This window comes from Paraburkholderia phenazinium, from assembly GCF_900142845.1.
Taxonomy (GTDB): Bacteria; Pseudomonadota; Gammaproteobacteria; order Burkholderiales; family Burkholderiaceae; genus Paraburkholderia; species Paraburkholderia phenazinium_A.
The window spans coordinates 1,991,655-2,014,481 of record NZ_FSRU01000002.1; the positions used below are offsets into that span (position 1 = coordinate 1,991,655).

The 22,827-nt window shown below is 55.0% G+C and carries 14 protein-coding genes and 1 pseudogene; 5 read left to right on the forward strand and 10 right to left on the reverse strand.

The features are described 5' to 3' along the window. Positions 1 to 85: 85 nt before the first annotated feature. The 4 genes from BUS12_RS25835 to BUS12_RS38405 form a co-directional block, all read right to left on the reverse strand. Positions 86 to 1,507, reverse strand: coding sequence for an HlyD family type I secretion periplasmic adaptor subunit (locus BUS12_RS25835; protein ID WP_074300262.1), 1,422 nt, complete (start codon positions 1,505 to 1,507; stop codon positions 86 to 88). A 29-nt stretch (positions 1,508 to 1,536) separates the two neighbouring features. Then, positions 1,537 to 3,666, reverse strand: a complete 2,130-nt coding sequence (locus BUS12_RS25840; protein ID WP_074300263.1) for a type I secretion system permease/ATPase — start codon at positions 3,664 to 3,666, stop codon at positions 1,537 to 1,539. Between the two features lie 86 nt (positions 3,667 to 3,752). After that, positions 3,753 to 8,729, reverse strand: a complete 4,977-nt coding sequence (locus BUS12_RS25845; protein WP_143788460.1) for a beta strand repeat-containing protein — start codon at positions 8,727 to 8,729, stop codon at positions 3,753 to 3,755. Between the two features lie 11 nt (positions 8,730 to 8,740). Beyond that, a complete protein-coding gene (locus BUS12_RS38405) occupies positions 8,741 to 9,424 on the reverse strand; it encodes a hypothetical protein (protein ID WP_143788461.1) in 684 nt (227 codons plus the stop codon). A gap of 542 nt (positions 9,425 to 9,966) precedes the next feature. Here BUS12_RS38405 and BUS12_RS25850 point away from each other — a divergent pair. Next, positions 9,967 to 10,173, forward strand: a complete 207-nt coding sequence (locus BUS12_RS25850; RefSeq protein WP_074300265.1) for a hypothetical protein — start codon at positions 9,967 to 9,969, stop codon at positions 10,171 to 10,173. Positions 10,174 to 10,181: 8 nt separating this feature from the next. Here the strand turns inward: BUS12_RS25850 and BUS12_RS25855 are convergent, their stop codons facing one another. From BUS12_RS25855 to BUS12_RS25865, 4 genes and pseudogenes are all read right to left on the reverse strand, one after another. Further along, on the reverse strand, positions 10,182 to 10,997 hold the full coding sequence (locus BUS12_RS25855; protein WP_074300266.1) for a sulfotransferase family protein: 816 nt from the start codon (positions 10,995 to 10,997) through the stop codon (positions 10,182 to 10,184). Positions 10,998 to 11,119: 122 nt separating this feature from the next. After that, complete coding sequence (locus tag BUS12_RS25860) at positions 11,120 to 16,957, reverse strand: matrixin family metalloprotease (protein ID WP_143788462.1); 5,838 nt, start codon at positions 16,955 to 16,957, stop codon at positions 11,120 to 11,122. Between the two features lie 80 nt (positions 16,958 to 17,037). Beyond that, entirely contained in the window at positions 17,038 to 17,616 is a 579-nt protein-coding gene (locus BUS12_RS38410) for a hypothetical protein (RefSeq protein ID WP_143788463.1), read from the reverse strand. A 253-nt stretch (positions 17,617 to 17,869) separates the two neighbouring features. Next, positions 17,870 to 18,657, reverse strand: a pseudogene (locus BUS12_RS25865) (DNA adenine methylase). A gap of 223 nt (positions 18,658 to 18,880) precedes the next feature. Between BUS12_RS25865 and BUS12_RS25870 the strand changes: the two are divergent. Continuing rightward, entirely contained in the window at positions 18,881 to 19,234 is a 354-nt protein-coding gene (locus tag BUS12_RS25870) for a hypothetical protein (RefSeq protein ID WP_074300268.1), read from the forward strand. Positions 19,235 to 19,348: 114 nt separating this feature from the next. Here the strand turns inward: BUS12_RS25870 and BUS12_RS38955 are convergent, their stop codons facing one another. Further along, positions 19,349 to 19,507 carry a hypothetical protein gene (locus BUS12_RS38955; protein ID WP_171991671.1) on the reverse strand — a complete coding sequence of 53 codons (159 nt, stop codon included), beginning with the start codon at positions 19,505 to 19,507 and terminating at the stop codon, positions 19,349 to 19,351. Positions 19,508 to 19,693: 186 nt separating this feature from the next. Between BUS12_RS38955 and BUS12_RS25875 the strand changes: the two genes are divergently transcribed. Continuing rightward, a complete protein-coding gene (locus BUS12_RS25875) occupies positions 19,694 to 19,864 on the forward strand; it encodes a DUF2191 domain-containing protein (protein ID WP_074300269.1) in 171 nt (56 codons plus the stop codon). Positions 19,865 to 20,346: 482 nt separating this feature from the next. Here the strand turns inward: BUS12_RS25875 and BUS12_RS25880 are convergent, their stop codons facing one another. Continuing rightward, complete coding sequence (locus tag BUS12_RS25880; RefSeq protein WP_074300270.1) at positions 20,347 to 21,159, reverse strand: DUF5677 domain-containing protein; 813 nt, start codon at positions 21,157 to 21,159, stop codon at positions 20,347 to 20,349. A gap of 512 nt (positions 21,160 to 21,671) precedes the next feature. On the opposite strand from BUS12_RS25880, the gene BUS12_RS25885 reads away from it, so the two are divergent. Next, a complete protein-coding gene (locus BUS12_RS25885) occupies positions 21,672 to 22,040 on the forward strand; it encodes a hypothetical protein (RefSeq protein WP_074300271.1) in 369 nt (122 codons plus the stop codon). Beyond that, positions 22,031 to 22,537, forward strand: coding sequence for an HAD domain-containing protein (locus tag BUS12_RS25890; protein ID WP_074300272.1), 507 nt, complete (start codon positions 22,031 to 22,033; stop codon positions 22,535 to 22,537). Before BUS12_RS25885 ends, BUS12_RS25890 begins: the two co-directional genes overlap by 10 nt. Positions 22,538 to 22,827 lie beyond the last annotated feature (290 nt).

The following is a 22,827-nucleotide window of genomic DNA, read 5'->3' on the forward strand; positions in this document are numbered from 1 at the left end:
GACCAATAGCCCGACTGCGCGGCCTCGTGTGTACCGACTCTTTCCCATACCCGATCGGCCAGCCTCCTGCCCATTCCAGTTTCTCTTACCGCTCACGCATGCTCTCCTGGCCCGTCTGCATCACGGGATCGAAGAAGTAGTGCGCCACGCTACGTTTGCCGGTCTTGATCTCGGCCGTCACTTCCATACCGGGTGTCAGGTTGATCCACTGACCGTTGGCGAGGATGCGATTCGTGGGTAGCCGGATGTGAGCGACGAATGTCAGGCCGAGTTTCTTGTCCTGAACTGCATCGTTCGACACAGCGACGACCTTGCCCGTCAGATAGCCGTAACGGGTATATGGAAATGCCTCGATCTTGACGGTCGCAACCTGTCCTGCTTTCACAAATCCGATATCCTTGTTTTCGATATTTGCTTCCACTTCGACCGAATCGATCGGCACAATTTCCATGAGCGACTGCGCAGAAGTAGCGACGCCTCCGACCGTATGAATAGCCAGTTGCTGCACCGTGCCATCTACGGGAGAGGTCAGACTCATCAGCTTCTGTCGGGTATCAGCCTTGGTCTCGTCGTTGCGGCTCTGCTCTAACTGCTGGGTCGCCTTATCGAGTGCATCAAGCTGGGTGCTGCGAAACTGCGATGTGGTCGACTCGATGTCTGCGTGCTGTTCGGCGATACCTTCGACCAGTTCATGAGCATGACTTTGCTGGGCAGCAAGCTCATGCTCTTTCTCTAGTGCGGCCTGTTCCTTGTCGAGATAATCCGTCTGGGCTACGTATTTATCGGCGGCGAGTGACCTGTACTGATTGGCCTGCTGGCGCGCGAGTGGTGCAGTGGCCGCCAGCCTGGCGATTTCCTGGCGAGTCTCATCCAGTTCGGCCTCCCGCTTTAGCAGTTCGGCCTGCGCACTGTTCAGCTTGTCCTGATATTCGCGATACAAGCCATCGGCAAAGTGCTGCGCTTCCTGCTGTTCCGCAGGTGATGCACCCTCGACTTGCGCCATTTCAGGAGAACGGCCCGCGCTCTGCGCCGCGAGCAATGTGCGGGAGCGTTCTGCCGCGAGCGCAGCGTCGATTCGGGACGAACGGGCCTTATCGGCATCTGCAGTTGCCTGGGTTGGGTCGAGCTCCATCAGCAATTGCCCCGCATGTACGCGTTCACCGTCCTGCACGAGAATCCGTCGAACGACGCCCGTAATTGCAGGTTGAATCACTTTTACCCGCTCGTCGGGTAACAGCTTGCCCTTTGCTACCGCCACAATGTCAAGCTGACCGAAGAGTGCAATCAGGATAATCAGGATCGCCAGTAAGACGATGATCCGCATTGTCCATCGTGGTGCGGGATGGACCGGCGTTTCCACCAGTTCGAGATTGGCTGGCAGGAACGCGCGTTCGTGCGAAAGGCGTGGTTGGGTATCGAGTTGATGGCGAATCGACCATGCTGTGCGAAACACGGCACCGTAGCGACGCAGCAGGTCACCCAGCGCCTGTGCTCTTATAGAATTCATAATGAACTTTGCCGTATCTGTGTGTCGTGTCAGCTGTTCTGAAGCGAGACCAGGTGAGAGTAATAGCCACCTAACTCGATCAGTTGTTCGTGGCCTCCGCGCTCGACAATCTTTCCCTTGTCCATCGCGACAATGTGATCGGCATGCCGGACGGACGTCAATCTGTGCGCAATAATGATTACGGTGCGCCCCTGACACATCGCACGCATGTTGTTCTGGATGACCCGCTCGGTTTCAAAATCGAGCGCACTGGTCGCTTCGTCGAATATGAGAATGCGCGGATTAGTCACCAATGCGCGCGCGATCGCGATGCGCTGCCGTTGACCACCAGAGAGATTTGAACCGTGTTCGCCCACGATGGTGTCGTAACCTTCCGACATCTCTGAAATGAAATCGTGAGCGCCGGCGAGTCGTGCCGCGTTGATGACCACTTCCAGCGAGATACCCGGGTCGGTAACGGCAATGTTGTCGCGGATTGACCGGTTGAACAGCAGGTTCTCCTGGAGAACGACGCCAATCTGTCGCCTCAGCCACGCGGGATCGGCGAGCGCGAGATCGATTCCGTCGATGCGCACCCGCCCATGCTCCGGAATGTAAAGACGCTGTAGCAACTTGGTCAGTGTGCTTTTCCCTGATCCTGAGCGGCCCACGATACCGATGACCTCCCCCGCACGAATGTCGAGAGACACGTCGTTCAGGATCGTCGGACCATCCGCTCGGTACCGGAAACGAATGTTCTGGAAACTGATATCACCCTTAAGAGCGGGCAAGGCCTGACGACTTTGCGGCACTTCTGTGCGGGTGTTAAGAATGTCACCGAGCCGTCCCATGGAGATGCCAATCTGCTGGAAATCCTGCCAGAGTTGGGCGAGGCGCAGAACGGGCGCGGCGACCCGTTGGGACATCATGTTAAAGGCGATGAGCTCGCCCACCGAGAGCTTGCCGTCGATTACCAGTTTTGCGCCGAAAAAGAGTGTGCACAGTGTCACGAGCTTGCCGACTAGCTGGATAAGCTGCTGTCCGATATTTCCAAGTTCGCTTACGCGAAATCCTGCCGCCACATAGGCAGCAAGCTGGTTGTCCCAGCGCCGGGTAAATTGCGGTTCGACAGCCATTGACTTCACCGTCTCCGCGCCTGAGATGGTTTCGACCAGGAAAGACTGGTTGTCGGCGCTACGTGCGAATTTCTCGTTCAGGCGGCGGCGCAGCACTGGATTGAGCGTCATCGAGATTGCTGCGTATACAGGCAGTGAAATGACTACGATGAGTGTCAGCCATACGCTGTATACGGCCATGACGGCCAGAAAAATGAAGGAGAAAAACAGGTCGATGACTGCAGTCACTGCCTGTCCAGTCAGGAAGCTGCGGATATTCTCAAGCTCACGCACACGTGCGACGGTGTCCCCTACGCGTCGCGAACCAAAATAGTCCAGCGGAAGCGCGAGCAGATGCCGGAAGAGCCGAGCACCCAGCTCAACGTCGATGCGGTTCGCCGTATGCGAAAACACATAGTTGCGTAGCCCAGTCAGCGAGATCTCGAATATCGAACTGACGAAAAGCGCAATACACACGACATTCAACGTGTTGAACGCACGGTTGACGAGGACCTTGTCCATGACTACCTGGAACATCAGCGGCGACACCAGGCCGAATAGCTGCAGGATGGCGGAGACCAGCAGCACCTCGAGCAGCAGTCTGCGGTATTTGATGACCGCCGGGATGAACCAGGAAAAGTCAAATCGCGCCAGCTCGCCAGCGAGCGACGCACGGGACGCAAACAGCAGCATCTGACCGCCGCAGCGCGCTATCACTTCGTCAGGAGAGCTTGCAGCAGTAGCGCTTGCGCCTGCGTCAAGTATGAGGGCGCGCTCCGAATTGCAACCTGCAACGATGAAGTGCTGACCGTCCTGGTCGAGTGCAAGGGCGGGGAAAGGGGTTCGGGACAGGCGGTCGATTGAAACCCTTACCTTACGCGTCTTGAGGCCTAGCGAACGGGCGGAGAGCGCCAGTTCACTGTCGTTAAACGCGTCAGACTTGATACCGGCAGCGTGACGCAGTTGTTCAGCGTCAGCCGCGATGCCATGGAAGCGGGCGATCAGCACGAGCGCGGCAAGTCCGGGGTCGCTCTCTGCAGCAACATTGTTTTCTTGGTCAGCCATGGAGATTGCAGGTCTCGCGTGAGACCTGCGAAATACGCGTTAATGAAATGCCCGCAACCCAGGTCGCGGGCATTGTGCACAGCCGTTTAGTGCGAACTGGCGGCCAGGACCATGTGGTGCTGGCCGTGCTCGTCGTGCATCAGGTTCGTGCTGCCAGCAGACTGAGGGTTGAAAGACGCCATTCCAGCGATCAACTGGTTGAGCCGGTGATCGACAAACGCCTGGCTGGTGACCGATGCATTCCCACCCGCTGCAGTCGATTGAATCGATCCTGGGTTGAACTGCAGCGCGACCCCGGCGACATCTCCCGTGCTGCCATCTGTTCTTGTGAATGTGCTGTTGGCCAGAATGATGTTGCCGTTCTGACTGACCTCTTCGGCAGTGGCGTTCAGGTTGATCGAACTAATGCCAAGTTGGCCTAGCGTAAATAACTGGTCTGGCTGCCCGTTGCCGACGTCTACCAGCACCCTCAACTGACTCCATGCACTATCGCTGGCGTTCAGTACGCCATCGCCGTTACTGTCGAGTGCATCTAGCGCAGCGAAGCCGGATACAAGGTCTGCATCATCAGTCGCCGAGTTGGGGTTTGCCGGGTCATAGACCAGCATGCCTTCGCCCGGGGTCATCCATGCGGTCTGTACCGACTGACCGTCGTTCTGCATGTCAAAGTAGGTGGTCGAACCCGTAACGGATGTCGTCTGTACCTGGCCACCGGTCAGATTCAATATGACTGGATCGTCTATGCCATCGTCAGGGTCCGGGTCCGGGTCGCCGTCCCCTCCACTGGGGTCGCCGGTATTGCCGCTACCGTCGTCGGTGTCGCTAAATGAACCACTGCTGCTCAAGTCCGCAGTGCTATCGTCTGCAATGGTCTGGCCGTTCAATGTATCGCCAGAGCCGTCCGCCATGACACTCGTATCGTCCCCCCCACTGGTAGTGTCATCGTTGCCGTATATGTCCGCCTGCGAATCGCCCGTCATGACGATGCCGGTTGGCTGGCCGTTTGCTGTTGTGCCGCCCGAGTCGTCATCATTCGCCGTGATCTTGTCGGCGTCGCCATCAGTTCCGCTAATGTAGACTAAAGCGCCTGCGGTCGAGTCAATCGAATTGCCACCGCCATAAATGCCTGCGCTGTCGCCCGCTGACTCGGAGATACCGTCGCTGTTACCGAATATATTGGCCTGCGAATCGCTAGTCATGATAATACCGGTCGGCTGGCCGTTTGCTGTCGTGCCGCCCATTGCATCATTGCTCGCGGTAACGGTGTCGTCGCTTCCGTCGGTGCCGCTGATATAGACCAAAGCACCTGCGGTCGAGTCAATTGAGTTGCCACCGCCATAAATGCCCGCGCTATCACCCGTCGATTCTGAGATACCGTCACCGTTGCCAAATATGTTGGCCTGCGAATCGCTAGTCATGACGATGCCGGTCTGCTGGCCGTTAGCTGTCGCGCCGCCCATCGCATCGTCGCTCGCGTGAACGGTGTCGTCGCTTCCGTCGGTGCCGCTGATATAGACCAAAGCACCTGCGGTCGAGTCGATTGAGTTGCCACCGCCATAGATGCCCGCACTATCGCCCGCCGATTCTGAGATACCGTCACCGTTGCCGAATATGTTGGCCTGCGAATCGCTAGTCATGACGATGCCGGTCTGCTGGCCGTTAGCTGTCGTGCCGCCCATCGCGTCGTTGCTCGCCGTAACATCGTCGTAGTTCCCGTTGGTATCGGTTATATACGTCAGTGCTCCAGCAACGGTGTCGATCGAGTTGCCTCCTCCTGCGACACCCATGCTATCGCCGGTGGTTTCGCTGATTCCGTCATCGCTACCGGTAATGTTGGCCTGACTGTCGGCGGTGAGGACGATCCCGGTGTCTTGTCCGTTAGCGGTAGTTCCGCCGAACTGATCACCATTTCCGGAAACCGCGTCGGCGTCCCCGTTAGTGCCGGTGATATAAGTCAGTGCCCCAGCACCTGTGTCGATCGAGTTGCCCCCTCCTTTAACACCCATACTATCGCCGGTGGTTTCGCTGATTCCATCGTCGCTTCCGGTAATGTTGGCCTGGCTGTTGGCTGCAAGTAGAATCCCAGTGCCTTGCCCATTTGCAGCGGTTCCGCCGAACTGGTCTCCATTTCCGGAAACCGTGTCGGCATCCCCATTGGTCCCGCTGATATAGACCAAAGCACCTGCGGTCGTATTGATCGAATTGCCAGCCCCGTATACTCCGGCACTATCACCGGTCGTCTCGCTGATCGCGTCAGCGGAGCCGTTAATATTCACGGAAGTGTTTCCGTCCAACGCCACCGTCGTTTGGGATGCGTCGATGGTATTGCTCAGCCCAGCGATCGTAATGCTGCTTCCTGAGTCAGCGCTCACGCTGTCGCTTCCGCCATCAATGGTTATGTTGTCGCTTGCGGCACCGACGACGGTGTCGTTGGAGCCTTCGATGGTGACCGAACTGTCTGCCGTCAGGGTGATGGTGGCGTTGCTCAGGTCAATCACGTCACCCGAGGCGGCTGCCACATTGTCACCTGTACCCGAGATGGTTGCCTGGCTGTCGGCGGCGAGATCAATAGTGCTGCCAGAAGCCGTGACGGAATCACTTTGCCCGCTGACGTCAATCGTGCTACCGGTTCCGGCGGTAACGGTATCGCCGATGCCGTCCAGTGTGATGCTATCACTCGTGCTGGCCGTCACCGTGTTATCCGATCCGCTCAGAGTAGCCTGATTGCCCGACGCAATCGACACCGTGCTGTTCGAGACGCTCGCGCTATCGCCAGTCCCCGCGAGGCTATACTGGCCGCCGTTCGCGTTGAGCGTGACGTTGACGCCAAGGATGTTCAGGTTGTCGCCCGATGAACCTGTAACGATGCCGCCGCCATTTAGGCTGCTCACCGTTGCACTGGTGGACACGAAACCGACGTCGGTCGTTGTATCCCCCAGCAGCACCGACACGTCCGTCGCGCCAGCTAAGTTCACCGTGTCGGCGTTGGTCCCCGTGCCTTCGAGGGTAAACGTGTTTCCGGAAATGCTTCCACTACCAGAAATGGTGTTTCCGCCGCCATTTATTGTTCCGGAGCTATTGTTTAATGCGAAAACAGTATTGGCATCGCCCACCACGTCAGATATGGAGTTTTCGGCGAGGGTAACGGAACTCCCCGACCCTTGAAACTGGTTATCTGTGCCGCTATACGTTAATGCATTCCCCGAAAGCGCGGTTGTTGTGACGTTATTATCTCCCGTCACGCTAACCGAGTTGCCCGTGCCGGTAAGAATCGTCGTGTTGTCCGAACCGGCAATGCTGACCTGGGTATTCGCGCCCAGATCGAACTGGGCACCCGTCGTATTCGCCACCTCACCGGTACCCGTCAGGCTGTACTGCCCGCCGCTCGCATTAAGCGTGACGTTGACACCCAGGATGTTCAGGTTGTCGCCCACTGAACCAGTGACGATGCCGCCACCGTTCAGGCTGCTCACAGTCGCGCTGGTGGAGACGAAGCCAGCCTCGGTTGTTGCATCCCCGAGTAGCACCGATACATCGGTTGCACCGTCTAGATTGAGGGTATCGACATTGGTACCCGTGCCTTCAAGCGTAAACGTGCTGCCTGAGGCGTTGCCATCCGCCGAGATGATGTTTCCGCCACCAGAGAGGGTAGTGGTGTCGTTTTGCCCAACCGACACGCTGTTGCTCGAACCATTGATCGTCGCCTGATTACCCTGTCCGATATTGACCGTATTACCAGATGTGGTGATATTGTCACTGGTCCCAGCAAGATTGACTGCATTTCCAGCACCGTTGACGGTGCCCCCTGAATTCGCCTCAAATGTCACTGTCGATGCCGCCCCAGTTGCCGACAGATTCACATCATAACCAACGCCGGTTAGCTGGAAGTTGTCGCCAGCCTGGGCATTGATGACGTGATCGCCGTTCAGGATCGTCGTGTCATAGTCCGCCCCATTTACGTCGATCGTGCTCGCGTTGGTGGTCAAAGTAACGCCGGAAGCGTTAACATCCGATGTAGAGGATGGATCGGCGAACGTCTGGGTCTCGGCACCGGAACTGGAAAAGCTTTCCGTTGATACGACCGCACCGGTCCCATCCGTTATCGTTGATGAGTAACTTCCGTCTGCATTGTGTACATATGCGATATTTTCTACATTATTCCCTAGTGAATCGACGTATATCGCCGAACTGACCTGGTTATTAGTGAAATTTAATGTTTCACCCCCCCCCGAGCTGAAGCTCAGCGTTGACGAGCTTAAATTTCCATTCGAGTCATTGATTTCTATTCCAGAAATATCCGACGGGGTATATGTTTTAACCCCATTTAAGCTTGCATTAGAATATTCTTGCTGGAGCGCAGCTGGATTTTGCTGATACTCATCGGGATAGCTCTCGCCGTTCACGGCCGGGAACGTCCCTATTACACCAAGCGCTGCTGTAGTCAAGGCTGCAAAGGCATCCGTTGATGACGCATTCGCCAGATTTTGACCCTGCCATGCATTTGTTAGAGTTTGCTGGATAGCGCCGTTAGCATTGTTCGGCCCATCCCCATCTATGGTGAAAGTCGCCCCGGACGTAGAAGCGATTTGCTGCTGAACCTGATAGCTAAAGGCGGCTGACCAAGCCTCGGTAAGAGTTCCTACCACTGCTGCTGCATTGCCGTAATTCGGATCATTAGGATTCAGATTTGCAACTGCATTGTACAATTGCTGACCTTGACTGAAATATACAAATTTCCCCATTTCCCAGGTCAAAGCAGAAACGTAGCCCGCAGCATCAGTCTTGTCGGGGTCGGTAATCGCTCCGCCCAGCAGTATCTGCACCTGGCCTGCGCTATTGGTGATCGTCTCCTTTCCATTGGAGTACGCTACAGTGGGATCGCTCGAGAGATAGACTCCTATCGACGCGGCAGTTCCGGCTTGTATGGCATTATCATATTGGTTAATTGATTGAACCAAAATCTGACTATTGTTGATCTCCGCCAGCACGCCCGCAGAAGGAGGATTGCCGCCCCAGATAGCAGCTGCTGGGGTGATCGTATTGTTAAGATTATCTTGACTCACTTAAACCCCCGTTAAAATGATTGCGTTAGCATGGCCGTTTCAATGCACGCCGAAAACGAATTTTTTTGAGATGATATGAAATAAATATCCATCCCACTCTTATCACGATAATCATATAAGAACATTTTTGGCGTTGATCGAGCATCCCGCCTCACATTCGGAAAACTCTTTTCAATATCCGACGCCGTAATACAGACATCTTTCATATCGAATTCCAATTTCGCCATAACCTTCGAAACTCGCCCTTGATCGTCCAGACGCTCAACATAATCGGCCGAGCAAGAATTCGGATGCTCAACCGGTTTTTTCAAAAACGATGGCACATTGGCATATTGGTATCGCCTCAATTTCGATGGCGAATTTTCAACAGGATCTGGATCCTCGGGAACCCCACATATCTCGAAACTAAATAAGGCATTCCTATCAGGAAGCTGATTCATTTTCAGACCAATTGCTTTTGCAAAAAAACTGGCATCTGCTAAATCCCCATGTTGCGCCACACTGTAAATCCCGGAGAGCACGGCATTTACATTTTCCGATGAAGCCGCGACAGTCCCCTGATCGTCTGAATTCTCCTCCGCGAATGCCTTCGAAAAATCAACATTAAAAATCATAGTCAAGCAAACTGATATTGTTGCCAATAAAATTCGAATAAATTTTTTGGCATTAAACTTGATTTCTTGGCAATCTTTCAAAAAAATCTCCGAAAATATTTTAATCCCGAAAAACGTAAACAACAGTTCTTTATTTAAGCATCCACAGATCAAATGATCTACGTAGCAAGCGGAAAAATCAGCGCATCAAGATTGACTTGGGTCGCCAGATCATGCGACATGTTTGCCAAGGTGATACAGTGAATTTCTTACATAAAATTACTTTATGTTATCGGGGTTCGGCACGATTTACAAGGACATCCATCCAACAATTCAATACATTACAATATTTAATGCTTTTGAAACCGAATTGAACTATAGAGAAAGGCAGCTGAATGATTTGTCGATCATGCGAAGGAATATTGAAAGATTATTCATATTGAATAAACTCCATCGCCTATCTGCGCACCGGCTTCGTGAATGCGAGACGTCAAAACAGTTAGCAACAGTTACGAAGAGAGGTATCGGCCAGCGTCGCAGGGAGCCGCGCGAATCGACGACTCCATTTCTGCCGATGATGTCGACGGCGAAGACGGTTTTCCTTATAAGGCTCGGCGAAACCCCTGCGTCCTAATTGAATAGAAATGTATGATCGTTTTAGAAGGATGGACAGGCACATAAGTTTTCATTTAGAACAACCGTGCTGGTTCTCGACTTTCGTCCCAGCTAAAAATGACCAGTTCTTTTCGGGCGGCGGCACGCTCGCCGCTGCCACCAACGCTGTACCGTATTTCGACTGTTTCGATATGGAAGCGCTCGAACTGGGCAAAGCCAGGCTGCTCCACCAGTGAATGCCCGTTCAGATCACACTGACACCGCGCGCATTCAGCTCTGGCTTCATCCAGAAGCTACTGCCTGAATACTTGGCGAACAGGTCTGGCGGAATGCAGGGCCTGCGGTCCTCGAATGCAACCTGCTCACGCACCTTGTGCAATCCGGGCATGCCAATATGGGCGTCGTAGTCCGGCTCGTCGTAGCTGACGTGATCAAAGTCGTGCGCGAAGGGCGTTTCGCCGAGTTCTGTGTACAGTCGTTCCAGCGTACGCCGCGGCTGCTTCGCCAGACCGTCGTAGGGCACGACGATCAGACGCTGCCCGTGCGGCCCAAACCACGCTTCGCGCAGCGTACTCCATGCAAGACCGATCAGGCCACTCTCGGGATTCATCAGCATATCTGCACGCGCGTAGACCGAAGTACCCGGCTGGAACCTGAACATTCGCGAAAGCTGCAGCGGATTTTTCTGTAGCATCCGTTCTATGCTATCGATAATCCAACCGGGCTCTCGCACGCAACAGATAACGCGCGATTCCGGATACAGTGCTCCAAGTAGCGCCATGCGCCCTGTCCAGCTCCGATTTGTGTCGAACACGACATCACCGTCCGGCACCTGCGAGTAATACGAACCGAAAATCCCGCGCAGCAGCTCGGCTCGCTTCGCGTCGTCAAAGAACACACCGAATTCACCTCCGCAGGTTTTGGCGTGCATCGCACCACACAGGCTCGCAACTGGACTGGTCATGGCGGCGTGAAACCGGGGATTCTGGCGCAGCAGCGCGCACAACAAGGTCGAGCCGGAGCGCGGCAGACCGGAAATGAGATGGAATTGCTTGGCCAAGGACGTGGCTTCCCTTTATTTTCATTATCAGTATTCCAGACGATGTGTCGGGGGTACCGAAGAAAACCAACCGCAGCAGTCTGCGCAAACAGAACTGCTGCGATACAGGTCGGTTCGAAAGATCAGTGCGCAGCCGCCAGGTGCAGGTCCGGCGTCATGAGCTCATTCGCAGGCGTGAGGGCGGTCGACGCTGCGCCAACGACGGAGTAGCCCGCCATAGCCTGGATCATCTGGGCAAGACGGATATCGTCCTCCGTGGCTCCTTGCCCATAGAGTAGGCCGGCCCCGGCGAGATCGGTCCCATCAAGCACGCGATTGCTGGACGTTAACTCGTAATACATGATCGAGTTCTGGTCCGCGTTGTCCGCAAAGCCCAGTGCATGACCAATCTCGTGCAACATCACCTGCTCGAACGTCGCATCAGTGCCCGTGTAGGTGAGGTCTCCATCCGGGGCTGCGATGAGCGCGTCCTGCGAAGGGTCTTCGAGCTGGATGCCGACGCTGCCGATTACGTCGTCCGAAGCATGACCGGCGGTATAGCCGATTACACCCGTGCTGGGCGTATCGAGCTGCCCGAAACCGACACGGATATCGGCCTGCGACGGATCAGACACTTCCTTGAACTCCAGACCCGTTGCCGTTGACCAGGTGGCAAAAGCCTGCTGCATCTGACTCAAAAGTGTCGCATCCTCAGCGGCGTCCGCGCCCAAGGGCGCGGTGAAGCCCCAGCTCACAACCTGGCTATCCCACTTTGCACCTTCGAGGACAGCATTACCGCTGCCCGCAGTCGGCGTGGCTGCCGCAATCGTTGCTGCCTGATTTAGCGCGAATTCCGCAGCAGTAGCGCCCGCCTTGTTGCCTCCGGCTAGATCCAGCCCGGCGATTGAGCCGATACCGCTGCCCACGGCCGCCTGAACGGTTGCCTGACTTCCGGCAAAGCCATATCCGCCGAAATCTGCTCCGTAAAATCCGCCGTCAAAATAGTCGGAACCGTCGTAGTCTCCATCGATCATCGCCCCATCCGGATCAAAATAGCCGAACCCGATCTCGCTGCCGCTGGGGTCGTATAACTCGCCCTGATAGGACGTTTCCGCGCCTTCCGCGTTATAGGAGAAGTTGAATTGGGCAACGTCGCCGTTCGACTGGTGAATGGATTCAGATGTCAGTTGGCCGGAACCGTTGGTGCCATTGAAATTTTCCGTGCCAGATGAATCTCCAGTTGGCAAGCCGTTAAAAACGGCTATCTGGGAATCACCTGAATAGAAATTGGTTAACTGGCTCTCCAGTGTCCCCGTGCCATCCGATCCACTGAAATTCTGGGCCTCATACGAAATGTCGTCACCCAAGCCTGCAAAGTACTGAACCTGCGAGCCGACACCGCCGCCGCCGCCGCCGCCGCCGCCGCCGCCGCCGCCGCCGCCGAAGTCTATCGTATTCGAAGTATGAGTACCGCTTCCGTTGCTACCTGTGTACGTGCTGCTGACGGATGACTCTCCTGAGCCAAGTCCTGTGTAGGACGTTTCCGACGAGCCCCCCCCCACGTAGTCGGTCACAGAGGACGTTTCCGTACCAGTTCCGTTCGCTCCCGTAAAATTCTCGAAGATCTCGGAATCACCACTCGGCAAACCCGTGAAGAGTTGAACCTGGGACCCACCGTCGGTCAAATTGAACAAGTTTTCTGAAATCGATCCAGTCAAGTTTGTGCCGCTGAACCATTCGGTCTCCGACGATTCGCCGGCAGACAACCCCGTGTAGAGCGACTCCGTCGAGGTGCCATTCGTGTAGTCGGTCACGGACAGGGTTTCCGTGCCGCTTCCGTTCGCTCCCGTGAAATTCTCGACGACATTGGACTCGCCACTCGGCAAACCCGTGGAAAGCTGAACCTGGGAACTCCCGTCTGTCAGATTGAGCAGGTACTCCGAAATCGATCCAGTCCCATTCGCGCCGCTGAACCATTCGGTCTCCGACGATTCTCCGGTAGACAACCCGGTATAGAACGACGCCGTCGAGGTGCCGTTCGTATAGTCGGTTACCGACTGGGTTTGCGTGCCGCTTCCGTTCGCTCCCGTGAAGTCCTCGAACACTTCGGATTCGCCGCTCGGCAAACCCGTGAAAAGCTGAACCTGGGAACTCCCGTCCGTCAGATTGAACACGTACTCCGAAATCGATCCAGTCGCGTTCGTACCGCTGAACCATTCGGTCTCCGACGACTCACCGGTAGATAAACCGGTGTAGAACGACGCCGTTGAGGTGCCATTCGTGTAGTCGGTTACGGACTGGGTTTCCGTGCCAGTTTCGTTCGCTCCCGTGAAATCCTCGGTGACGGATGACTCTCCTGAGCCAAGACCTGCGTAGGAAATTTCCGACGAGCCCCCTCCCGCGTAGTCGATCATTGACGACGTTTCCGTGCCGCTTCCGTTCGCTCCCGTAAAACTCTCGATAACCTCGGAATCACCGCTCGGCAAACCCGTGAGAAACTGAACTTGGGAACTCCCGTCTGTCAGATTGAACACGTACTCCGAAATCGCTCCAGTCCCATTCGTGCCGCTGAACCAGTCGGTCTCCGAAGACTCGCCGGCCGACAAACCGGTGTAGAACGACGCCGTTGAGGTGCCATTCGTGAAGTCAGTCACGGACTGGATTTCCGTGCCGCTGCCGTTCGCTCCCGTGAAATCCTCGAACACTTCGGATTCGCCATCTGCCAGTCCGGAATCTTGCTGGATTTCCGATCCGCCGGCAATCAGGTTAAGAAGTGTTTCCGTAAGCGAGCCTGTCGCATCGGCTCCGCTAAACCATTGGGTCTGGCCAGAAACACCAGCCGCCAAACCAGTGTATAGAGCCTCAGAAGAGCCTCCAACCGTGTAATTTGTAATCGCCGACGTTTCTGTACCAGTACCGTTCCACTGAGAAAAATTTTCCATCACTTCCGATTCACCACTGCCGAGTCCAGTGAACAGATCGACCTGCGAAAAATCGGCCAGTGTCGTTGAATCCCTCAGATTTATAACGGTCTCCGTCAGTCCCGTCGCATCGAGACCGCTAAACCATGATGTTATCGAAGTCTCGAGAGCGGACAGCCCTGTGTAGATATTCTCGGACGACGTTCCATCCGTGTAATCAGTAATCGCCGATGTCTCCGCGTCCATCCCCGAATAGTTGACGATCTCTTCCGATTCCCCGCTAGGCAGGCCGGTAAAGGTCAACGATTGATACCCTCCCGTGGAAAGATCAACAGTCGCTCCAGTCTCTACGCCAGTACCATCGAGACCACTATAGATTTTAGTTTCGCCGGTTTCGCCCGATGGCAAATCCGTGAATGACTGGACTTCGGATGTTCCGTTACTATAATCGTACACCTGTGAGAGCAACTCACCAGGGTCGCTTTCACTGCCGGCGAACGCCTGGGTAACTGAAGTTGCTTGTACACCCGATCCACTATTGCCGTAGAAGGACGTCTCTGACCAACCACCACCAGAATAATCGGTGATCGACGCTGTTTCGGCACCTGTCGTGGAATACATATCGGTCAGATCCGAAATCCCTTCTCCGATACCCGTATAGAAAGTATCTTGAGATATCTGCCCGTTAGAATAAAAATACTTATCCTCCGCCATATTACCGTCAGACGTAAATGTGGCATCTTCACTCATGTATCCGTCGGTGAAAGCGACTTTCCCCGTCTGCACTCCTGCATTGGTATATGTATTCTCGTAACCGGTTCCTATTGTAATATCGTCGTCCTGCTGACCGTAGATATTGACTCCACCGCGGGCAATGTCCAACGTATAGTTGGACCCTCCTATCAATTGAACGTAGCCGTAACCGCCCTGATCGACCCGAACAGTATCATCACCACCGGTGAGAGTAACGGTTCCCCAAGAGCCGACATCGATCTCGTTGTTGCTACCGTTTATTGCTGTAGAACTGTCTGGTCCTTCGTAAGTCGCAGGGTTGACCGTCACCGACGCATTGTTGGCATCGACAATATCGTTGTTGCCGCTCAAATTATATTGTCCACCTGCCGCGTTCACCGTCACACCGTCGCCTCCGATATTGACTGTGTCGCCCGTGGTACCAGAAACCGTGCCACCCCCATTCAAACTCTGTACGGTCAAGCTGTCGTTGATGCCCAGATCAATCGCAGTCGTCGTATCTCCCAGCAAAGCGGTGATATCTGTGGCTCCGGCGAGATTCAGGGTGTCGGCGCTTGTTCCTGTATCTTCGAGCGTGAAGGTGCTCCCCGAAGCGGAGCTATCGGCCGAAATCGAATTTCCAGCGCCGCTAAATGTTGCTGTTACAGCACCACCGGAAACGGTTGCGCTGTTATTGTCGCCGGTCGCGAAATAATCGGCTGAAACATCGGTGATTGCATTCAGGTTGCCGAAGATGTCAGTTGAGGAGTTCTGGGCAAGCTGTATCGAAACCCCGGAGGCATTGACCTGATTGCCCGTTCCCTCCAGTGTCAAGGCGTTCCCGGAGAGAGATGTCACGGCATTATTTGAACCGGCAATACTGGCTTGAGTATTCGCGCCAAGCGAAATCTGGCTGCTGGTTGCATTCGCCACCTCGCCCGCGCCAGTCAAGCTGTACTGACCGCCACTCGCGTTGAGCGTGACGTCGACTCCCAGGATATTCAAATTATCGCCTGTCGAGCCAGTCACGATGCCACCGCCGTTCAGGCTGCTCACCGTTGCGCTGGTCGACACAAAGCCGGCTTCGGTTGTTGCATCGCCCAGCAACACCGAGATGTCCGTCGCACCCGCCAAGTTCACGGTGTCGGCGTTACCACTTGTGCCCTCAAGCGTGAACGTACTTCCCGATGCATTTCCATTGGCCGAAAAGGTGTTTCCGCCGCCTACAGAAGTCACCGTGTCATTCTGCCCGAGAGCGGTGGAGTTGCCGGACCCATTCACCAGCACACTGTCAGTCGAAGCTGCGCTTACCGCGAGACCGGTTCCGTTTGCAATGAGCGTGGAGCCGCTGCTCGTTGAAATCAACGTATCCCCAGTTCCACCGACCAGCGTCGCCGCTGCATTTCCTGTAGTTAAAGTATTGCTATTACCGCTTATGTCATAAACTGCATTAACGCCCAACAGCTCTGCACTGTAGGTAGCGCCACTTCCGCTGAAGACCGAGATATCATTTACCGCGCCTCCGCTCACCGGAATAGTGCTGGTAAATGCATAATTTGAATTACTAAGATCAATTGAGGTGCGCGAGTTTATTGCACCACTTGAGTCATAAGAAAAGAAATTTTGGCCAGTCAAATTTCCGGTGGCCGGATCTAGAAAATATTGCGATAATAACTCACCGCTGGCCGAGTAACGATCATCTTCGGTTTGCTGACCAGACGAGTTGAATACCTCGACCGAATAGTCTCCCGTCGCGCCCCCTGAAAAATTACCCGATGTGTCTGCAGAAAATCCTTGAATAATGAAAGAGACATTCGTGGGGTTATTCCACCAAACCCCCCCAGTGTTTATTGACGAATCACCTAAACTCTTTTTAAGGTTATACAGGCCACCGCCAACCTCTGCTTCGGTGAGGGTTAGTCCTGCAGCTGCTACCGCCAGTCCAAAATTATAGCTCGCCGCAGCCTGGAAGGCCGGCACATCCGCCACATTGACCTGTCCGTTATATGAGCGCTGGAGATCATCTGGCTTGCCAGCGGCAAAATTGGAATATAAATCGTTATATATCGTTCCACGGGCGTTAAGGGCGGCGTCAGCACCTGAGAGCGCGTCGGCCGAATATGCCTGCTGCGCGAGGGCTGTGAATTGTTGCATTGTTTGAGTAGGGTCATAATCCGCTGGCACCACCAACGGAGTGCTGCCGTTCATGACATAGTTCCCGCTTGAGTCGACGAGATATTTTGCGGCAACGGGATTGCCATTAATATCATAAACCGTAAAATTATCTGGACCAAACCCGCCGGTTCCATCTTGGATTTCAGCCATCATTTTTCCTTATTTATCTTTTTGGAAGCAAACCAAAAATCCGTCGAATATAAGTTAATAGCAATTCACCTGCCAATCCAAATTCAATTTCCTCGAAACAATCTGGCAGCAACCAACCAAAACACTGAACCAGCAACCGCACCTGCTGCGCCAAACAGTTTACTTATCGATAAAAATTCGTGCCAAATATCCAATGGAGCGCTATTCGGAGTATCCGTATACCAACTCCAATTATGCGTAAGATGAACCACAATCAATGCTGAGACAAGTCCAATGGAAACGCCGGCGATCACATAGAAAATCAGATTAGATATTTGCCATCGCTGTGTAATAACGAATAGTAGAGAACATGGCACTGCTGACAAGAGCATTGCCGGTAGCCAAAGCAGGGGAAACGTAAAGCAGTCGGTGAGTATTACGAACAGGGTGCCTGAAATGGGCAAAAGCAAGCCATCCTCGGACCTGTGCAATATCGCCCGTCCAAGGGCCCAACCGAAAATGCAAGTGGTCGCCGCCGTTACACTGAGGAGATATCCAACAGTGATGCGCCCTAGAGCTGGTTGTTTGGCCACATCGTTTTCCTGCATATTTCCTCGATGTATATCTATTTTTCCACGTTTTGACCTGACAGTTCTATCTGGCCCGATTTTGAAGCTTTTCATACCAAGAAAGACGGCTGCAAACGGGATATTTCAATATTGAACAATCATCAAAATTCAAAAAACCAACACAAACCATATGCCAATGGCATACTAAAATTACAACTAAACTACACGTTTATTTCAAAATAATAACTTCCAGCACACCTATTTTATACATTTCTTTACCCGAAAGTAAACCGCGGCCAAATGACAAGTTTTCAGTGTCTGTTTTATGAAATTTGCAGGTCTATCCTTCCGCAAACGTTTTACAAAACTAGAACGGACCTGACGGATCCTCCTTTTCATTCAAGCTATAAATGACAATCTCTTTCCGGGCCGCCCCCTTTCCACCGCCGACGGTGTAATGGATTTTGACAGTCTTAATGTAAAATCCATCGAACGCCCGCCGGATATCCGGATGGTCATTCAGACTTACGATCGCCCTGCCCTTCAACGACCGAAGTCTTGAGGCCATCTCCAGATATTCGGCGAAAGGAAACGGCACACCGTACCCTTCAGTTTTCCAGTACGGTGGGTCTAGATAAAACAGCGTGTGTGGCCGATCGTACTTGTCAATACAGGACTTCCAGTCGAGCCGCTCGACGAACGTGCTGGACAGCCGCAGGTGCGCGGCGGACAGGGTCTCTTCGAGTCGCAGCAGATTCAGGCCCGGTGGCGTTGTCGTAGCCGTGCCGAATGACTGCCCTTCGAGCTTTCCGCCGAAGCAGTTCTGCTGCAGGTAATAGAACCGTGCAGCACGCTGGATATCGGTGAGCGTTCCCGGGACAGTGTCCTGAAGCCACTTGAATACCTGCCGGCTGCTGAGCGCCCACTTGAACTGGCGCACGAACTCCTCGAGGTGGTGCTGCACAACGCGGTACAGGTTCACCAGCTCGCCGTTGATATCGTTGATTACCTCTACCTTTGCCGGCGGACGCATGAAGTAAAGCGCCGCCCCGCCCGCGAAACCTCGACGTAGCATTCATGTGCGGGAAAGCGCGGGATGATGTGATCCGCGAGGCGGCGCTTGCCGCCGATCCATAGAATGATGGGAGTTGCCATATGTGGATTGCCTTGTTGGGAATTTGTTAGAATTCGCCCCGCCTACCGGTAGGTGTCAGGGCCTTGGCTAATTCACTGGCTGATTCAGAGGAAAGGCGACCGGGAAGAAGCTCTAACATCAACCCGGCCGCCCTGTCTTCTCACGCGTCGCAAGACGCGATCAAGGTAACTTTGGTGCGGAACTGCGATTTGAGGGACGCACCACAGCACGGCAAAGCACTGTATGTTTACACAGTTATGTATTTTGCTGTCCGCTGCCGTGAACCTACCCGCCTTCATTCCCCCTTCGCTGACCGAGTTGCGCGCACTCTGGCGTGAGCATCGGGGCAACGAAGACATCGAACGTCTGATCCTTGAGATCCAGCATCAACGCCAGACGCTAATGCAGATGCGCTCACTCGTCGACGCCAGCGTCAAGGAAGTGCGATCGATTTCTCTGGTGCCAGTCGACCACGCCTCGCCGCTGATCGCGCTTCAAACGAGGCTGGTCCAAGAGACCGTACGCGCGAGTGAGGCGGGTGGTCATTTGCCGTCAGTGCAATATCGCGGCAAGAAAAATGAACGCGACGATAGATGAATGGACTTCGGACGATTTCATGCTGTCTGAGCGCACACCACCGCCCTACCATGGCGTTCGCGTTCAGACTGGATCCCCGAACGCCTGCGCCCGCTCTTTCGAGCGGGCGTCTTTTTATTTCGATCTGTGCGCCCAACCGCAGTGTGCGGCGCCTGCTTCGTCATGCGCCAGAATCGCCTGCGCGGTAGAGTCGGTCAGCACGTCCAGCGCGCTCACGTAGATCGGGCGCGTCCAGTCGCAGGCGGTATCAATGATCCGGGTCTTGACCTGCACCTAGGGCCGCGCGCGGTTGCACCTCCCAGTTGATAAAATCCTGGTCACATCGACCCGATCGACCGCGCAGCGGTTTGACGGCGATTCGCGCGCTGTTGCGGAACTTAGGAGTTGTGCAACACCGTGCTTTCGTTAGATGTGAATATTGGGGCACAATGATGTCGCCATTGATGCGAGGAATGTCCTATGCGTACAACTGTCACCATTGACGATGCCCTTTACGAAAAGGCATTGGAAGTGGCCGACCCGGACATGAACAAGTCCGACGTTTTTCGCGAAGTGATCAAGACCTTCGTGCGGGTCGCCAAACGCCTCGAGGCGCTCGGCGGCACCATGCCTGACATGCAGGATGTGTAGCGTCGACGCTCGAAGCGCGGTTAGCATGAGTGTGCTCGTCGACACACCGCTATTGTGACCGCGCAAAGTTGCTGACCCAACAGCGCCGACAAGGACGGAGGACACCTGATCCCCCAAAGCAAATCGACCTGAAAAAAATGCAGTTGCGCAAGGACGTACAACGGCAAAGTCGATCTACGCCAACGACAAGATTTGCGCCGCATCAGATAACCTAGCGAGTTGACGGCAACTAACTGTTTCACTCGATAAGCAACCTTGTCTTGCGCAGAAGACCGTCACCCACCAGCATTGGCTTATAAACCATGCCCTTAACGGCACACGCCACTAAGCCGCGCAAGAAGGACCCTGCAAGCTCATCGCTTGACCACCGCCTCATGCCTTCGGCATGACCTGTGCACAACCGGCCTCTTGCGTGCGGCAAGGCCGCCCGGCCGGTTGCACACAGGCAAGGTCGGTGGACAAGCCGCGCGTCGACTTAGCACCTAGTCGACATTCGCTCCGGAACCGCGCATCTGCTTCCAGCCCTCAACACATAGCTCCATCTCCGCGTGGTTAGGTGAAAGATCAAACCATTCGATCACCGTCGCCAACGCGTGCAGGATCGCAGCGCACGCAGTGAATAGCGTGTCTTCGATATCCGAGCGATCCGGCCGGAAAACGAATCCTGACTTCTCGTCGGCGTTGCCCGGAGAGTGATAGCGACTGAGACTCCACACCGTGCAATGTGCGCCGTCTCCAGACATGGTGCGATATGCCATGTCGTAGAGGTCACTGACGCCACCTGCGTTAGCTTTTTCGGCCCAGTTTATCTTGCGTGGCCCGCGGGCTCCATATTCTGCCGCGACTTCTTTTACTACGGCTGCCAACGATGCGACGCGGTCGGCAGAGAGAATTTCCTTGGACCTATCCGCAGCAAGTAGCGCGTTGGCGAGCTTGCTTCGATGCTGATCCGCATCTTCCTTAATCTGGGCCGGCATCGAATCGTCCACCCTGCAAGCGGCCAACGCGATAACTGTCTCCGTGCAGGATCGGACGAGCGTTCTTGAATCAACAAGAGCGCCCTTCTGCGCCAGCAGGATTGCTGATTGAAACGCCTGAAGCGCGCGGCCGAAACAAAGATTCGCAAACATGTGCGCTTCCGTCATTTCTTCCGCAGGTAAATCAAAGAGAACGCGCATCGCAAGCCTGTCTATCCGCTCCACAATGCCGAACTCAAACGCGAAGTCGGCGCGCAGCTGGTCGGCCCAGGTCGCCAACTCCGGCGACAGGAAGCCGATATCGTTGAATTTGTCCACCCCTGCCCCCTATCCGATCCGGCTGTCCAGCGGCTTCCTCGCAAACAACCCCGTGTCGTCACCGCCCCCCAGTCTCTCACAGAAAATATAGGCTCGGCGTCCGCGGAGGAACACGGGCACTCGGCGGGACGTCGCCCCGAACATCCTAGCGCCTAGCGATCGCAAAGCTTACGTCATGTCAGGGTGCAGCACCCTTTGATACCCTGTTAAAGGGTGCAAAAACCGTCCGCCGATGCTCTTCCTTTCAGGAAGTCAGGGTGTTACACCCTTTAAAGCCCTGTTTTCAGATCGCGCGGCCGCAGCCCGACCGCTTGACTGGCGAAGCGGCACCCAATTACGATTGATGCCATGCGAATGCTCCTCATACGCCCCTCGTCATATCGGCCAGCTACTGGTCGAATTAGTCTGGCTCGCGCGACGCACGCGCGAGTCGACATCACGGGGCGGCCGCGCTGAATCAATGCTGCTGCCTCGCACCGCCAGTAAATGGCTTAGCCCTCGAGGATCGCAGCATGACACCGCAGCAGCAGAATTATTTCGCAATCGCATATCCCCTGTCGTTCGCTCCGCCGTCGCGAACCACCATCGACTGCCCACGCGGCTGGTTCGATCTCTTGGACGAGCTTCTATACCGCCTGGAGCGGCATGCAGAAGAGGCGTGCGCTGCCGGCGAAGCGGTGCCCGTGCTTACCGACATTAAAGAGACGCGAGGAGCCTTGTCGTTCCAGTCGTCGCATGACGATCCGCGCAGTATTGCCGTCATCGCACGGGCAATGAGCCGCAGCCAGCAAATCTGTTCGGACTGCGGTGCACCTGCAACCCGTCGCGACGGCTTCTATCACGTTTGCGTTGCTCATCATCGGGGGGGCTCATGGACCTGATCGTGTTGTTTCTGGATTTTGACGGTGTGGTGCATCCCGAGTCCGTTTTCAAGATCCGCGGCTTGCCGACGCTCGTCGGAGAAGGCCAACTGTTCATGTGGGCAGGTCTGCTCGAGGAAATCCTCGCGGCGTATCCAAACGTTCGCATCGTCCTTAGCACGTCGTGGTGTGTGCACCGCGGTTTCAAGCGTGCGCGCGCTGCGCTGCCAGCCGGCTTGCAGGCGCGGGTGATCGGCTCGACATACCATTCAAAAAAGGATCGAACCCAGTTTCTAGCCATGTCTAGGTTCGATCAAATCGTGACCTGGCTCGCGAACCGCAATCCCAAGCCCCGTCACTGGGTCGCCATTGACGACGACGCTGTAGGCTGGGCAGAGATGAACCTCGACATGCTCGTCCGGACCGATGGTGAGAGGGGTTTGTCAGACCCGTCCGTGCAAAGACAGCTAAGAGACCGGCTGGCCGATTGGGAGAGGGAAAAGGCAGCCAGCGCGTAGCCTCCAAAGACCTGACACGGATAAGAAAAAGCCCCGCGCGGGGCTCTTTCTTTAACTCCTTCTCAGACTCTGATCCGGCACAGGACTACGGGGTGCATTGCGCCAAGCCCGGATTGCTGGCCGAGTTGGCAAAGACAGTACTGGTGTTTAAAGAATATCCCGCAGGGCACGAATAACAGAACGTGTCGTCGTGTCCCCCGGTGCCGCCGCTGCCGGCCCACCAGAGGTTGTTGGCACCCTCTGTGGTACTGGTGTTGCCGGTGCAACCCATGAGCGTCAGTTCGGGGTTG

Bases quoted from the DNA above. Each gene is read 5' to 3' on its own strand.
- BUS12_RS25835 (WP_074300262.1), bottom strand. From the start codon at position 1,507: ATGAATTCTATAAGAGCACAGGCGCTGGGTGACCTGCTGCGTCGCTAC.
- BUS12_RS25840 (WP_074300263.1), bottom strand. From the start codon at position 3,666: ATGGCTGACCAAGAAAACAATGTTGCTGCAGAGAGCGACCCCGGACTT.
- BUS12_RS25850 (WP_074300265.1), top strand. From the start codon at position 9,967: ATGTATGATCGTTTTAGAAGGATGGACAGGCACATAAGTTTTCATTTA.
- BUS12_RS25860 (WP_143788462.1), bottom strand. From the start codon at position 16,957: ATGATGGCTGAAATCCAAGATGGAACCGGCGGGTTTGGTCCAGATAAT.
- BUS12_RS38410 (WP_143788463.1), bottom strand. From the start codon at position 17,616: ATGAAAAGCTTCAAAATCGGGCCAGATAGAACTGTCAGGTCAAAACGT.
- BUS12_RS25870 (WP_074300268.1), top strand. From the start codon at position 18,881: ATGTTTACACAGTTATGTATTTTGCTGTCCGCTGCCGTGAACCTACCC.
- BUS12_RS25875 (WP_074300269.1), top strand. From the start codon at position 19,694: ATGCGTACAACTGTCACCATTGACGATGCCCTTTACGAAAAGGCATTG.
- BUS12_RS25885 (WP_074300271.1), top strand. From the start codon at position 21,672: ATGACACCGCAGCAGCAGAATTATTTCGCAATCGCATATCCCCTGTCG.
- BUS12_RS25890 (WP_074300272.1), top strand. From the start codon at position 22,031: ATGGACCTGATCGTGTTGTTTCTGGATTTTGACGGTGTGGTGCATCCC.